The organism is Mucilaginibacter sp., from assembly GCF_965200995.1.
Lineage (GTDB): Bacteria > Bacteroidota > Bacteroidia > Sphingobacteriales > Sphingobacteriaceae > Mucilaginibacter.
Window position 1 is genome coordinate 1,128,334 of sequence record NZ_OZ241743.1, and the last position, 14,727, is coordinate 1,143,060.

At 46.2% G+C, this 14,727-nt stretch carries 16 protein-coding genes; 4 read left to right on the top strand and 12 right to left on the bottom strand.

Annotated elements, in window-relative coordinates; genetic code table 11:
* Window positions 1–23 precede the first annotated feature (23 nt).
* Together ACY652_RS05450 and ACY652_RS05455 are read left to right on the top strand one after the other, a co-directional pair.
* Window positions 24–614, top strand: coding sequence for a biliverdin-producing heme oxygenase (locus ACY652_RS05450; protein ID WP_462267008.1), 591 nt, complete (start codon window positions 24–26; stop codon window positions 612–614).
* Window positions 615–680: 66 nt separating this feature from the next.
* Window positions 681–1,058, top strand: coding sequence for a response regulator (locus ACY652_RS05455; RefSeq protein WP_462267009.1), 378 nt, complete (start codon window positions 681–683; stop codon window positions 1,056–1,058).
* Window positions 1,059–1,146: 88 nt separating this feature from the next.
* Here the strand turns inward: ACY652_RS05455 and ACY652_RS05460 are convergent, their stop codons facing one another.
* Window positions 1,147–4,182, bottom strand: coding sequence for an outer membrane beta-barrel protein (locus tag ACY652_RS05460; protein ID WP_462267010.1), 3,036 nt, complete (start codon window positions 4,180–4,182; stop codon window positions 1,147–1,149).
* Between the two features lie 167 nt (window positions 4,183–4,349).
* Window positions 4,350–4,994, bottom strand: coding sequence for a collagen-like triple helix repeat-containing protein (locus ACY652_RS05465; protein WP_462267011.1), 645 nt, complete (start codon window positions 4,992–4,994; stop codon window positions 4,350–4,352).
* A 201-nt stretch (window positions 4,995–5,195) separates the two neighbouring features.
* Between ACY652_RS05465 and ACY652_RS05470 the strand changes: the two genes are divergently transcribed.
* Window positions 5,196–5,468, top strand: a complete 273-nt coding sequence (locus ACY652_RS05470) for a hypothetical protein (protein ID WP_462267012.1) — start codon at window positions 5,196–5,198, stop codon at window positions 5,466–5,468.
* A gap of 108 nt (window positions 5,469–5,576) precedes the next feature.
* Here ACY652_RS05470 and ACY652_RS05475 read toward each other — a convergent pair whose 3' ends face one another.
* From ACY652_RS05475 to ACY652_RS05515, 9 genes are all read right to left on the bottom strand, one after another.
* Entirely contained in the window at window positions 5,577–6,029 is a 453-nt protein-coding gene (locus ACY652_RS05475; protein ID WP_462267013.1) for a phosphatidylglycerophosphatase A family protein, read from the bottom strand.
* A gap of 156 nt (window positions 6,030–6,185) precedes the next feature.
* A complete protein-coding gene (locus ACY652_RS05480; protein ID WP_462267015.1) occupies window positions 6,186–7,001 on the bottom strand; it encodes a TerC family protein in 816 nt (271 codons plus the stop codon).
* 18 nt (window positions 7,002–7,019) lie between these two features.
* Window positions 7,020–7,982, bottom strand: coding sequence for a hypothetical protein (locus ACY652_RS05485; protein WP_462267016.1), 963 nt, complete (start codon window positions 7,980–7,982; stop codon window positions 7,020–7,022).
* A 9-nt stretch (window positions 7,983–7,991) separates the two neighbouring features.
* The gene (locus ACY652_RS05490; RefSeq protein WP_462267017.1) at window positions 7,992–9,122 is read right to left on the bottom strand and encodes a toxic anion resistance protein; all 1,131 of its coding nucleotides are present in this window, start codon (window positions 9,120–9,122) and stop codon (window positions 7,992–7,994) included.
* A 170-nt stretch (window positions 9,123–9,292) separates the two neighbouring features.
* A complete protein-coding gene (locus tag ACY652_RS05495) occupies window positions 9,293–9,907 on the bottom strand; it encodes a TerD family protein (protein ID WP_462267019.1) in 615 nt (204 codons plus the stop codon).
* Window positions 9,908–9,918: 11 nt separating this feature from the next.
* Window positions 9,919–10,473 carry a TerD family protein gene (locus ACY652_RS05500; protein WP_462267020.1) on the bottom strand — a complete coding sequence of 185 codons (555 nt, stop codon included), beginning with the start codon at window positions 10,471–10,473 and terminating at the stop codon, window positions 9,919–9,921.
* Window positions 10,463–11,302 (bottom strand): phosphoribosyltransferase family protein, encoded by an 840-nt coding sequence (locus tag ACY652_RS05505; protein ID WP_462267022.1) that lies wholly within the window; start codon window positions 11,300–11,302, stop codon window positions 10,463–10,465. Before ACY652_RS05505 ends, ACY652_RS05500 begins: the two co-directional genes overlap by 11 nt.
* A complete protein-coding gene (locus tag ACY652_RS05510; RefSeq protein WP_462267023.1) occupies window positions 11,302–11,994 on the bottom strand; it encodes an HAD family hydrolase in 693 nt (230 codons plus the stop codon). The genes ACY652_RS05505 and ACY652_RS05510 overlap by 1 nt, the downstream gene beginning before the upstream one ends.
* A complete protein-coding gene (locus ACY652_RS05515; RefSeq protein WP_462267024.1) occupies window positions 11,995–12,570 on the bottom strand; it encodes a TerD family protein in 576 nt (191 codons plus the stop codon).
* A 401-nt stretch (window positions 12,571–12,971) separates the two neighbouring features.
* Between ACY652_RS05515 and ACY652_RS05520 the strand changes: the two genes are divergently transcribed.
* Complete coding sequence (locus ACY652_RS05520; protein ID WP_462267025.1) at window positions 12,972–13,193, top strand: YtxH domain-containing protein; 222 nt, start codon at window positions 12,972–12,974, stop codon at window positions 13,191–13,193.
* Between the two features lie 57 nt (window positions 13,194–13,250).
* Here the strand turns inward: ACY652_RS05520 and ACY652_RS05525 are convergent, their stop codons facing one another.
* Window positions 13,251–14,723: a serine hydrolase domain-containing protein gene (locus ACY652_RS05525; protein ID WP_462267026.1), complete on the bottom strand. Its 1,473-nt coding sequence runs from the start codon at window positions 14,721–14,723 to the stop codon at window positions 13,251–13,253.
* Between the last annotated feature and the right edge of the window lie 4 nt (window positions 14,724–14,727).

Here is a 14,727-nt window from a genome sequence, read left to right on the forward strand (position 1 = left end):
TACCTTAGCGCCGTTATCTGCCTATGTTAACCGAAAAGCTAAAAGTTTCTACCCGGCATAATCATCAACAGTTAGAAAAGCAATTGGTGCAGCGCATGAAAGCCATGCATACGCTGCCGGAATATGTTGCCCTGCTGCAGTTGTTTTATACTTATTTTGGTGCACTTGAAAAGCGGATAGACCTTTATATTACGCCGGCTTATTTACCTGACTATCACCAGCGCCGTAAAGCCGCTGCCCTGGCGCAGGACATTACAGACCTGGGCAGCGAATTAGCGCCCGAAGCAGGTGCTGACCATCTGCCTGCCATACATAACCGGCTTCAGGCCCTTGGCGCCCTTTATGTAATTGAGGGCTCTACGCTGGGAGGGCAGATCATTAGCAAAATGATGGAGAAGCAATTACCTTTGCCCACAGGCAGGGGATTGTTGTTTTTTAAAGGCTATGGCGAACATTCAGGCGCGATGTGGGCGGCCTTTACAACGGCATTGAATGCACAGGTACATATTGCAGCCGAGGAGGAAACTGTTATTGCCGCTGCCAATCAAACTTTTTTTCACTTTGAACAGTGGATGCATAAAAGCAGCATCATGGCTGAACAGCAGAAAATTTAGTTTCTGTTTAATTATTTATATTTATTAGATTTGTATAAGTGCTGATAAAGCACGCTGTTGACCCCTATGAATACCATTACCTCCAAAAAAGTTGTAATATTTGATGACGATGAGGATATACTTTCCATTTGCTCGTATATTTTAGAGGAGCAGGGTTGGGAAGTGCATACCTTTACCGATTGCAATCACATCACTGAAAAAGTAGCCGGCGTTGGTCCTGATGTAATACTGATGGATAACTGGATACCCGATTCGGGCGGAATTGTGGCAACCCAGCTATTAAAAAAGGAAGATAGCCTGAAAGACATTCCTGTAGTTTACTTTTCGGCCAATAGTGATATACAGCTACTGGCCAGCCAGGCCGGCGCCGAAACTTATCTGGCTAAACCTTTCGATCTGGAAGATTTAGAACGCGTGATTAATGATGTAATGGTGAAAAGCTGATTATTACCGGCTTACATTATTTATCAAATTTCAAATAAAATATACTTATTAAAAAAGCCTTAGCACATCCGCTAAGGCTTTTTTAATATTATTCGTTTAAACCTCCGCCGGGGCCACCGCCTCCTCCCGGAGGACCGCCGCCGCCCGGGCCGCCGAAACCGCCACGGTCGCCGCCGCCTTCGCCTCTCCTGAAGTTCCCGCGATCCTGCTGCATCGGCGAGCGCCCGGCAAACTTTTGCAGCCTGATGGTAAGCGTAAGTAAGAAATATCGGCTCAGGCGATTTACCACCTGATAAGTGTTCGAAGTAGATCCAGGTACGTAGGATACCCCCTTGTTTTGGTTAAACACATCAAATATAGAAGCCCGCAATGTGGCAACATTATTTTTTAGGAACCGGCGCTCTACATAAGCGTTTAAAATATTAGGATTGGGAACATTAATCTCTGCTGGATAACCATAATTCACATTTCTAGTAAAGTCATAGCTTATAGTCCAGTCTTTAAAAAAGTAGTTTTTACCGTTGACACCAAACGAAACTGCATGGGTATGATCAATATTACTATCAAACTGCTGCAATGAATTATTAACACTAGTAATATTATAAGTTACAAAAAGGCGAGTGTCAATTACATCTGTGATATCGGTTCTGAAATTTAAGCCGGGTGAAAGTGTAAAGGTTTTGGCCGTATTTTTTTGTGTATTGCGAAGGTTGTTGGCATCAACATTAGTAATGTAAGCTACATTATTGATGTATGAAGCATTGCCGCTCACAGATAAGGTATATCTCCGCTCCATCCAAGGCTTGGAATAAGCTATAAATCCGCGGGCTGTATAATAGCCATCAGAATTTAAATATTCTGTTAAACGGGTTCTCTGATACCTAACTAAATCTGGGTTAGCTGCGCGAACATTTGCAGTAAACTGGTTAGGAAAATTAATAATATTGGAAACAATCTGGTCATTAGTTTGGCTGAATGCAATATTGGTAAATAATACATTACCAGTTTGTATATTGAACTTATTGTACCTTACAGACAAATTATTGGTATAAGATGGCTTTAAGTTTGGATTACCCTGTACCGGAAAATTGGCATTGGAAAAGTCTGCAACCGGCTGTAATTGGGAGAATGTAGGCTGATTGCTGGTTCCGTCATAGTTCAGGCTCAGGGTATTGCTACGGGCAAAATTATATACAAGCCTGGCCGTTGGTGCGAAGTTTACAGTTGTATTGCGTATATTACCATTTAAGCCTGCTGCAGCTGCATTTGTTGAGTAACCATCAATAGTAGCCGGCAATACGCCAATACCTAAAATGTAATTATACTTATTTGCTGTTCCGCGTAGGTTCAATCCTATCCTGTTAGTGGTAAATGTATAATGGAAATCATTACTAAGGTTATTGAGCAAAAACGGATAGTTATTATTTAAATCTAATGAATAGGTTTGTTTGTCGGTTGAGGTATAAGCCGTATTATAAGCGTAATTCAACTCCAGATAAGTAGTCTTACCAATAGGTTCACTATAAGAAAGGTTTCCGCCTATACTATGCGTTCTGCTAGAATTGTCAACAATTGAGTTGGGAGGAAATTGCAGTGAATTTATCAGGAATGTATAACGCGATTGCTGTGACTGGTCAGTACTGCCGGTGCTTGCGTTTAATGTAATACTGAAATTACGGCCGCGTTTTGCAAAGCGGTGATTATATAACGCGGTAATGCCCACATTGGGTGTATTTGAATTAGCATAGGTGTTTGAGAAATATTGTAAATCAGTACCCCGTACTTTAGTAAGCGTGTCAACAGATGTATTTATTACTGAGTCGAAAGAAGTAGTAAGTGATTTAGAATAGCTGAAAGTAGGCGTAACCTTCAAATAATTCAGCGTATCAGGCCGCCATTCCATGTTCCAGGTAAAGCGGTGATTAATAGTATTATCATTACTGATGCTGTATTGGTTATATACTGCCTGTGTTGCGCTTTTAAAAAGCTGCTGTGACGTGCTGTTAGTATAACTGGAATTATCTGCAAAACTGTAGCTGCCATACACTGTTAGATTTTTACCCCACTGGTCGCGAAAATTGCCACCTATTGAGCCGGCCCTGTTAATACCATCCTGCGTAGTAGCTAAACCGCTGTTGAAATTACCTCCGCCACCACCTCGGGCTGCATTGCCCCGGCCGCCACCGCCGCCGCCGCCGTTTCCAAAATTACCGCCGGCACCCCGGCCACCGCCGCCATTAGTAGTGCCAAAAGAAAAGGTATTGGCATTTGTGTTATTTAAGCTTCCTAACACAGCAATCTGCTGGTCGCCTTTAAAGGTAAATAAGTTACCGTTAACCAGATAGCGATTGTTGTTTTCGGCCGGAGCAGGCAAGGCATCGGCACCATCACCGGCAGTCAGCTGCCCGAAATAGCCTTTATTCTTATCTTTACGGATAGTAATGTTTAATATCTTACTGGGTTCACCTGTGCGTATGCCGGTAAGGTTGGCTTGGTCGCCATAATCATCCACAATTTGCATGTTTTCTACAATATCGGCCGGCAGGTTCTTGGTGATGGTTTGCACATCCCCCCCAAATACATCCTTTCCGTTTACCCGTACTTTGGTAATGCTCTGCCCCTGGGCAGTTACGTTGCCGTTGGCATCTACATCAACACCCGGCAGCTTTTTCAATAAGTCTTCTACTGGTGCCCCTTGCCTCACTTTGTAAGCACTGGCATTGTATTGTACGGTATCTTCCTTTACTACTATTGGCGTTGCTTTGCCTACTACATTTACAGTTTGCAGCTGGGTGGCATCGGTTTGCAGCATTATATTACCCAGTTCGGCTGCTTTGCCGTCGGCAGTCAGAGTAAAACGCTTGCGTACGGTTTGATAGCCAATTGAACGAAGCAACAGCGATATTTTGCTGCCTTTAACAGCCGGGAATATAAAACGCCCCTGGGCATTGGCCGCCGTTGATACACTGTCGCCACGGTCCGAAGTAAGAATAATGGTTGTACCGGGCAGCGTTTGCCTGGTACTGTCAACAACGGTACCCAGTACCGGCCTGGCTGTTTGTGCCTGAGATTGAAGTGCTGTAATACAGCACAAGCTCAAAATTAGTAGTAAATGCTTCATCATATATTTTACTAAACTGTAATACCCAACGTTAACCGCTGTATGTATACACTGTCAGACTGCAAAGGTTCAATTTGTTTAATCTAAAACCCTAATAATCATAGTATTGTTACACGCTAAACAAAAAAGCCGACAATGCCGGCTTTCAATTAACTATAAATAAATTAACCTTAATTAAGGTTTAAATACCTTGCAGCATTGGCAGCGTTAAGCAGGTTAAGGTCAGGATAGGCCGTTTGCAGTTTTACCGCAGCTGTACCAGTTACTACTACTACCTTAAAATTAAGTCCGCCGGCAGTAAAGTTAGATTTTATATTTACAAAACCTGTACCATAGTTGGCTACAGTAAGCTGGCGGTCAACCTCACTGTAAGGGAGGGCATACCACGAGTTATCGCCATTGATTTGAAAGTATACTAGTACGTAGCCATTATTAACAATATCGGCCGTAATGGCCGGTATACTGAGGCGGGTATAACCGGTTAATGATACCGACTGATTGGTAAGCAGATAAGTGCTCACATTATTACTGCCATCCTTTCCAGCAGCGCCAGCAGCGCCATTAGCCCCGGCAGTACCGGCATCACCTTTGTCTCCCTTATCGCCTTTCTCACCATTTGTGCCATTCGTGCCGTTGGTTCCATTTTTACCATCCACTCCCTGCGGCCCCGCAGCGCCGGTTTCACCTTTGGCTCCGGTGGCCCCTGTTTCACCCTGTATACCCTGCGGGCCGGGATCGCCTTTCTTTTTACAGGAGGTAATGGCAATAGCAGCAATTAATAAAGTGCACAGAAAATAAGTATAAATATATTTCATCGACTTTTAATATAGTTTATATAGCCGTCTATACGGTGTTGACAGCAATTGGTTACATGGTTTGCCTGTTTACCATAGGCAAAGCTATAATTAGGGGTTGCAGGAGCACAATTACAGGTGCATAAAATTGTTTGAGCGCTATTTGCAAAAAGTTATAAACAATGTGTATAAAAATTTCGTTGAAGTATGAAATATTAACTTATGAACAACGCAGGATTATCATTGCACTCCAGGGTGCACAATTGGATAGATACAATTGGCTTTCAACTGAATTCATCAGAATTGAATGCCAAAAGCAATGTTACAACAAGCCACTATTACTTCGAAACCTTTAATTTTCTGGAGAAGGCATATAATGACCAGCCTGATAAAGCCCGCTTCACGTGTTTTGATGCTTATGGGGAGCAAATCAAAGTAAAATCGTTACTGGATATACAGGTAGCCTTTTTCGATAACATCAGCCAGTTGAAGTAGTGTTGCGTTGGCAGGGAAAATTTATTTATTAAGCGTGTACCAGTTATAAATAGTCAGGGTTAATATTACTATTGTGCCCTGATACACTACCACACGCTTACTGTTCTTTCAACGAAGATTTAGAATAAACACTACTGCCTGCAATATAATGTTGCCGTATACACCGGCCAGCACATCATCCATCATTACGCCGGTGCCGCCCGGCAAGGCCTCCATGCGGCGGATATATAGCGGCTTTACAATATCAAAAAAGCGGAAAAGCACCAACCCGGCAATCAGCAGATCCAGCCGTTGAGGCAGGAATAACAAGGTTACCATCATGCCGGCTACCTCATCAATCACTACCCGGTAACTATCTTTACCCCAATCAGATTCTACCTGATTTCCAACATAAATGCCTATCAACGTAATAATTACGGTAAGGAATAAGAACATCCAGGCGCTATGGCCGGGGGCGGTTTGCCACCAAAGATAAATCAGTCCGCAGGTAACTGCCGCAGCAATAGTACCGCCGCCTTTAATGTAACCAATGCCCAGCCAGGAGGCGATGAGTTTATTCATAATCAACTCCGAAAACTATAAGATTGTCGTCATTGCGAGGTACGAAGCAATCCTCTGCTTACAGAGCCGCTTTGCATGGCTAAATTGTATGCCGAGGATTGCTTCGTACCTCGCAATGACGCATTTGTAACTTAGATAATAAGATGATTTTATGACTTAGCTTTTATCCAAAGCATCCTCAGCCCGTTCGCTTACCTCAGCCTTGCCCTGCTTTTTCGGGAAGTTGAACAGTAACGAGCTTAGCACCGGTATGGCAAACAGGGCTACCGTAATAATGGAAACATAGGCATCGGTAGTTTCGCTTTCCAGCATTTTGGCAAAGGCCGTTTCAGCGTAGAAATGCGTATACAGCGAAGCCGCCAGTTTAAGCCCTAAAAGGCCGATCACCAGAAAGGCAACAGTTTCCAAGAAACTGAACTTCTCCATCAGCTTTACAAAGGCCTGTGCCACAAAACGCATGGCCAGGATGCCGATGAACACACCGGTATAAATCAGAAACAGGTGATCGGTAAAGGCCACGGCGGCAAATACATTATCGATAGAGAAAGCCAGGTCCATTACCTCTACCAGCGCTACAGTGGCCCAAAAGGTGCCTATCATCCCTACGGTTGATTTATAGATCCAGCTTTCGTTTTTATTCACCAGTTCGCCATCGTCCTCTTTGGTTTCGGTGGCTTTGCTTTTAAAGTAGTTAAAGGCCAGGTAGAGCAGGTACAGGCCGCCCAAAGGCTTAAGCCACCATACCTTTACCAGCCTGGCGGCCAGCAGCAGGCATAGGCCGCGCATTACATAAGCGCCGATGATACCGTATTTAAGCGCACGGCTGCGCTGCTCTTTAGGCAAATCAATTACCATGGTGGCCAGTACGGCAGCATTATCAACCGATAATAAGCTTTCAATCACAATCAGGTTCAGGATGATGAGCAGGCCGGCTTTAATATCAGCGCCTAAGAGTTGGTGTAAAAAATCCATAAGGGGGTAAAGGTAGGGTTAAATGACGTTAGTGTTGAGCATTGTTTTCAGCAGGTTGGCCTGGGCGTCTACATCGGCTATGCTTTGTAAAAAATTAATATCGTTCAGCTTTTTATAGTTCTCGGTAAGCAGCAGCTTAATTTCGGGCGTTAGGGTTGATTTTACCATGCTGATGCTGTTTTGCAGCTGGCTGTTGCGGTTGGTAAGCTCGCGTATCACGCTTTCCTTTTGCGACAGGCCGCTGTCTTCTTCCACCCCTTGCAGGCGGCTGTAATCAAAAAACAAGAACAGCCCGCTGGCCGGAAAGCAGATAAAGTAACGGTCGGTATCATGAAGCCGGTAAATTTCGGCAATCAGCTCACCGGCCCGCAAGCCTTCCTGAAAGGCCGACCTGAACTCGTACTTGCACAGCACCCCCATCAGCTTGCGCTGTATCACGGCGTAGGCATTGGTGTATACTTCGGTTGGGGTGTACTGCATCAGTTCCTCTATTAACCCGTGCGGTATCTCGCGGTAAAAATCGCGGGCAAACCGGGCACTGAAACCGTTAAGGTTCTTGGCAAACGGATACTCGCCCGAATCGGCCGACAGCACTTCGTACAGCTTGCGCAGCGAATTGTTGATCTTCAGCGTTTGCCGGTGCTGCTCCAGCCGGAACGTTTCGCGGTTGGCTAGCGTGCTTTGCAGGTTTTCAATCAGTTCCTGGTTCAGCTGCTCTTCCTCCAGCAGCAGGCTTACGCTCTGCTCGTTATTGCGTTTTATTTTGCGCAGCAGTTCTACCAGTGTTTGGGTAAACTGCAGGTGAAACAGCTCCAGCTTGTTGATATCCAGCTCCTCACTATTCTCGAACAACTGATGAATGACCTGGGTGCGCAGGTAAAGCTTATAAATCATCTCATCGCCGAAAAATACAGAAAGCAGTTGCAGCTTGCTAATAATTCGCCTTGAGTTGTTTAATACCGCCGCCCGGTTTTCATCCATGCCGCAAAATTAGCCAACATTCGTTACATTTTTGCGCAGTTCGGTTTCCAGCTTTTGCAGTTCGCCGTTCAGCACCTTGCGGTTCTGCGTTCCCTGCTCGTGTATCTGTTTTACCTCATGCAGCGTTTCAATCAGCGATTGGGTAGTGCGTTTCAGGGTATCGATAGAAACTACGGTTTTCTCGTTCTCGCGGGCTACGTCGATACTGTTCTGTTTCAGCAGGTCGGCATTCTTTTGCAAAATGGTGTTGGTAGCGTCCGATACCTTTTTCTGCATCTCCACATTGGCCTTCTGGCGGTTGAGCGCTACGGCAATGGTGAGCTGGTTCTTCCATACCGGTATGGTGGTAGAGATGATAGACTGCGCCTTTTCGGCTATCGAGGTATTGTTGTTCTGCACCACGCGTATCTGCGCCAGCGATTGCATCATGATGAAACGTACCACCTTTAAATCGGCCAGGCGTTTATCCAGGCGGTTTACAAAATCGCGCATATCGGCAATCTCGTAATCGTTGTAATCCTGCGGGCGGCCTTCCATAGCGGCCAGCTGTATGCTCAGCTCATTAAATTTTAACTGACCGGATATGATCAGCTCCTCCATCTGCTTAATGTAGTTCACATTACTGTCGAACATGGTTTGCAGCGAGCTGTTATCTTTAATAGAGTTCAGGCGACCGGCTTTAATCTTATTGGTAATCTTATCGATATTGCTTACCACCGTATCATACTTGGCAAACAGCTTCTCGGCATTCAGCACCAAGCTTTTCAAAAAAGGTATTTTCATGAAAAAGCCTTTAACGCCGCCGGGGTTCAGCTCGTCTACATCAATGTAGTTCAGCTCGGTAAGCAGGTTGGTAATCAGCTCACCTACCTCGCCTGAGTTGTAAGCGCGTACAGAGGTAAGGAACTGGTTGCTGTACTTCTCCATAGCGTTCTGCGTTTCCACGCCATAGTTCAGTATCGAATCGTTGTTGCCGGGTTTCAGGTCTTTGCTCAGTTCGGCATACCGTTTTTCGTCATCGGGCTTAATGAGGGCCATATTCACGTTGCCGTCCTTATCCAGCTTTAGCTGCGAAGGATTACCTGCTGGCTGATTATCGCCGGCCGGCATCTCGGGCATTTCCATTGTTGGCGTATCCATTGTGGTTGTTTTTTGTGTGATTGACAGGGTCTAAGAATAGTAACCATTAGTGAGTATTATCATTGCGAGGAACGAAGCAATCCCGTCGTAGGCAAAGCGAACAAGCAGAGCTACGAGATTGCTTCGTTCCTCGCAATGACATACGTTGTATTGACTTTAATCCCTTTAAATTACAAATATTGCTTAGCTACCGTTTCTACCGTATGCTTCAGATCGCGGTCTTTGGTAGCTTCCCCAATAGCATTGAACTTCCATTCGTTGTTGCGCTTGTAAAATACGCCCATTACCATAGATACATGGCCGGCAAAACCGGCATCATTAGCAATATCATATTTGGCAAATACCTCATTTACCCTGTTTGGCGTTCCTTCGTAGATACGAATAGAAGCGAAAGGTATTTTAGCAAAATCCTGCCCCTTAAAACTGTTCAGCACAAAGGCCACATGGGTGGTAGAAGGGTTCAGCATGGAGAAATCAAGCGTGATCACTTCATTATCCTTACCATCGTTGCCGTTCACATCACCGGTTAAATCATCGCCGCTGTGTTTTACGGCACCGTTCTTTGATTTGAGGTGACCGAAGTATACTACTTCTTCCAGTTTTTTATCTGCATCGAACAGGGCGCAGCTGCCATCAAGGTCAACGGCCTCTTTGCTTGAGCCAAGCCCGAAAAGGCCCTTGCGCTCAATAGCGCCCCAGTTGATGCCTACACATACGTTTTGCAGGGTGCTGCCATTGCTTTTTTGCAGGTTGATGCGCTGCCCTTTTTCTAAATTGATTGCCATAATGGTTGGGTTTAGTTGTATTTGTTTAAATAATCCTGCAGGCCGCCCTTCATACCGGCACCTACGGCTTCAAATTTCCACTCGTTGTTGCGCTTGTAAATGCGGCCAAACTCAACGGCGGTTTCAATAGAAAAATCTTCTTCCAGCTCGTACTTCAGCAGTTCGGTACCGCTGCCGGCCTCCATAATGCGGATGAAGGAGTTGCGCACCTGCCCGAAATTCTGGCGGCGGCTTTCGGCCTCGTGTATGGTAATTACAATGCAAATCTCGGTAGCGCGCGAATCTATTTTAGACAGGTCTACTTTGATCTGCTCGTCGTCGCCATCGCCGGCCCCGGTCAGGTTATCGCCGGTATGCTCCACAGCACCATCCGGCGATGTGGCATTGTTGTAGAATACAAAAAACTCATCGGCCAGCAGCTTGCGGTTGTCGCCCATAATGAAAATAGACGCATCCAAATCAAATGCCGAACCGGTAGAAGAACTGTTGGTATCCCAGCCGAGGCCGATTACAAACTTGGGTGCGTTGATGGACTCGCGCTGCCCTTTTTGCAGGTTAATTGCCATGTGATACTAATTTTTGTTGGATAAATAAGTGGTTTTTAAGGATGGTAAAGTTATCGGCGTAGCTTTCCATTAAGTGATAGCTGTTGCCGATAGCCATATGGTACAACTGCCGGATAAAGGCATTGGTTTGGTTTTGCAGGAAAATACAAAAGCTGCCATGCTCATAATTCAAAAGATACTTCACCAGCCGGGTATTGATGCGAAAATCGGCCTGGTTAATAATCATGTCCAGATCGAAAATAGATTTTACGGCATAGTAGTTTAGGGTATTCTCTACATTGGGGTGGATGCTCATATCGGCCAGTTCGGCAAAGTATAGCATATACATATCATTGCTAAGCCCATAGGCATCTGCCATGCGGCGTATCATGCGCTCGTGGCTGCCGGTTATTTTAATATCATCTAAAAACAGCAGGGTTTTGCCTTCTAAAAACACCTTATCAATATGAAAAGAATCATTACCAATGAGGCGCATCCGCTCTTCGGCATTCAGTTCCCCGTAATCTTCCTTGTAGGTAACGGTGCGGTGCACCTTGGTTTCCTGCACTACCGGTAAGCCGCTTTCGGCAAGCCAATGGTTAAGGGTATGCACAAAATGATCCTTCATGGCATAAGTGGCCGTTGGGATAAAGGCGTAAGGACTGGATATGACCACCAATTGCCCCTGCACCGGGTTTTCGGTGAGGTAATCAATAAAGCCGGCAGCCAGTGCTTCGCCAAAGTGCTGTGCGGCGGTGCCGTCGCCAAATTTAAAACGGCTGTAAGCAACCGGGCTAAAGGGGAAACTGCTGTTGCTGTATATCTGGTGTAAGGCGTAGGTTCCGGGCATCAGTTAAGCAGGCAAGTGATACATTGTTGGTTCGAGTTGATGAGCCGGCTTTGCAAACCGGCCATTTTTGCGCCCTCAATATCTGCATTTTTATTATCACCTATATGGATAATATGTGCAGGCTGCGCATTTTTATTGTACAAGGCTACTTCAACCAGCATCAGCTTAAAAAACTGCGGATTGGGCTTTGATAATCCGGTCTCGTCCGAGTATAACTGAAAGCTCAGAAACTGGTCGAGCTGCAGGTGCTGCAATACCTGCCGCAGGGTTTGCCCCCGGATAAACCCCGTATTGCTGAGCAGGCTTAGCGTACAACCATCCTGCTGCTTTAACTGCCCCAGCACGGCTGCCGTTTGCGAGCAGTAGACCACCGGCATATAATTGAGCAGCAGGGTATCCATGTCGGCGCAAAGCTGTTGGATGTCTATATCATGTAAAGGCAGCTGATAATCATTTATGATGCTGAGCACCATGAGGTAAAGCTCATCTGCGTCAATGTTTTTGCCTGTTTTTTCGTTGATGGCATTTACCATTACATCTACCTGTCTGAAGGCGATATTAATTTCCTCCCGGCTTTTTTGCGCATGGTTATAGTGCCGGTAAAAGTGCTCCACCCGCTGCTGCTTAAACGCCGGATTGGAGCGGATAAGCGTTAGCCACAAATCGAACGAGTAATGCAGGTAAGCCGCCATTTACTTGATGATTTCGCCCTTAAAGTACTTGCCTAAAAAGAAGGCCAAATCCTCGCGGTAGCCAATGCCCGAAGCCTCGAACTTCCACTGCCCGCTGCGGCGGTACAGGCGGCCGAACTCCACGCCGGTCTCAATGGAAAAGTCTTCGCCCAATTCGTACTTGGCAATCTCCTGCCCGCTGCTGTCATCCACCAGGCGGATGTAGGAATCGCGCACCTGCCCGTAGTTTTGCCGCCGCAGTCCAGCCTCGTGTATGGTAACCACGAATAATATTTCGGCAATGCGGTCATCTACCTTATTGAGGTCTACCGTAATGGTTTCGTCATCGCCGCCATCGCTGTTGCCGCCGGTGGGGTCGTCGCCCGAGTGGTGCAAAGCGCCTTCGGGCGAATCGGTATTCCCGTAAAACACAAAAAATTCTTCTTTTGGGATGAGCCGGTTGGCATCAATCATAAACGCCGAGGCATCGAGGTCAAAGGCGTAGCCGGTGCCCTCGTTAGGGTTCCAGCCCAGCCCCACGCTTATTTTAGACAAGCCAATATCGATGCGTTGCCCTTTTTGCAAATTTATAGCCATAGGTTGCTATATGTAGTGAATGTTAAACACCTGTTAGATGCAGCCGCTGCCGGATTATTACAGGTAAACCCCTATATAATTTAGCTGCGCTGCCGGATGTTAATGGCGAAAGATAGGCATATTTTAAAATTTATAATACCAGATGCTGCTTTAAATGATTTCAAGCATGTAGACACCAGACCCCAGGCCGTCATTTCGACCGCAGGGAGAAATCTTCTGCTGCAGACCAGTCACTTGAAGAAGATTTCTCCCTGCGGTCGAAATGACGGCTTTATATATTTTTGAATACAAACAAAATGTTGTTGTAACAACCCGGTTATTACAAGCTCTTACTATAAAAGCTGATTACTGGCACTATACTTGTAACAGCTTGATCATTAACATTAAAAAACACATTGATCATGGGATTATTAAAATACGCAGTAATTGGCGCCGCAGTAGCTTATGGCGTTCAGTATTTAACCAAAAAAGATGAAAACGGCCGTTCCATCATCGACGACCTGAAAGATCGTGCGCCGGAGTATACCGACAAACTGAAGGCCGCAGGTGAAAAGTATGTAAACGAAATTACCCAAAAGGTAAAAGACAAAGCCGCCGAATATCAGCAGCAACCGGGCGTATAAGCCCGGTGTATAAAACAGAAACGTCCCGCTCATTGAGCGGGACGTTTCTGTTTTATATTATTTCACCTTTCTAAAATCATAGGGCATCATATCCACAAAATCGGCCACTTTCACCCGCAGGCCGGTAACGGTATTGTTCTGTACATAAAATGGCAGAATGGCCTTGCCGAAAGAGGGATCGGAAAACACGGTGTAAAAACGGTTGCCGCCTAAGGATTGCATCCGGGCCGACATTTTGGGATGATGCTCAAAGCGCATCAGCAAATCGTTGCTTTCGCCGCGGGCTACGGTAACATTGCCATAAATTTCGTTGTAATAAGTTCCGGTGTAGTCGTTCAAGCCTTTATCAGTACGCAGATTAAGGGCAACCGAATCGCGCAGTTTTTTGTCTTTTTGCTGTTCGGCTAAATTGTAAGCTTTGGTTTGCGATACCGAGCGGTCGGCATAGCCATGGTAGGGGAGCTTCAGGTAGGCATCAACAATCTCCCGGTTGAGGGAAGAGATCAGGTCATTCTGATCGCTGTTGGTTAAGATGACGATGCCCAGCTTTAAATCAGGCACCAGGGTAACCGAGGATACAAAGCCACTTACGCCGCCGGTATGCAGCACCAGCCGGTGGTCGTGGTACTGCTCCAAAAACCAGCCTAAGCCGTATATTTCAAATTCGCCCCGCTCAGTTTGCCCCACAATGGCCTGTGGCTGGCGGGTGGCCTCAATAGCCGCAGCGGGTATTACCTGCCGGTTACCTACTTTTCCGTTATCTAATAAAGCCAGCATCCACTTGCTCATATCCGCCGCCGATGAACTGATAGCACCCGCCGGCCCTAAATTGTCGTCCTGCACGTAAGGAATGGCAGCCAGCCGGCCATCAATCAGCGTATGCGCTGCGGAGTGATTGAGCGTTTTGGCATAATCGGCTGATATGGCCAGCGAGTTGGTCATGCCCAGCGGGGCAAAAAAGGTTTCCCTGATGTACTGCTCCCAGGGTTTTCCGGTAATTTTGGCCAGCGCCTCGCCGGCTGTTAAAAAGGCAGCATTGGTATAACCCCATTTGGTACGGAAGGAGTAAACCGGCTTAATTTTCCCTAAAGTGGTGATCACTTGCTGCCGGCTCAGGTTACTGTTATAAAAGGCAAAATCGCCCTGAAAGGTCTCGAAGCCCAGGCGGTGGCAAAGCAAATCGCGCAGGGTAGCCCCGCTGTTGGCCAGCGGGTCATACAATTTAAAATCGGGCAGGTACTTAGTTACCCGGTCATTCAGCGAGACCTTTTTTTCGGCCTGCAGCATAGCCAGTGCGGTAGCGGTAAAAGCTTTAGTATTGCTGCCAATCATAAACAGGGTATTGTTATCCACCTTAACATTCTGCCCCATTTCCTTGATGCCGTAGCCGCGTATCAGCACAATTTTACCATCTTTTACAATGCCCACCGCAGCACCAGGAATACGCCAGTTGGTAAGCGCCCGGTTGATGTAACTGTCTAAACTATCGCGTAAAAATTTATCGCGGTTGATGCGCTGGGCGTGTAACAATAGA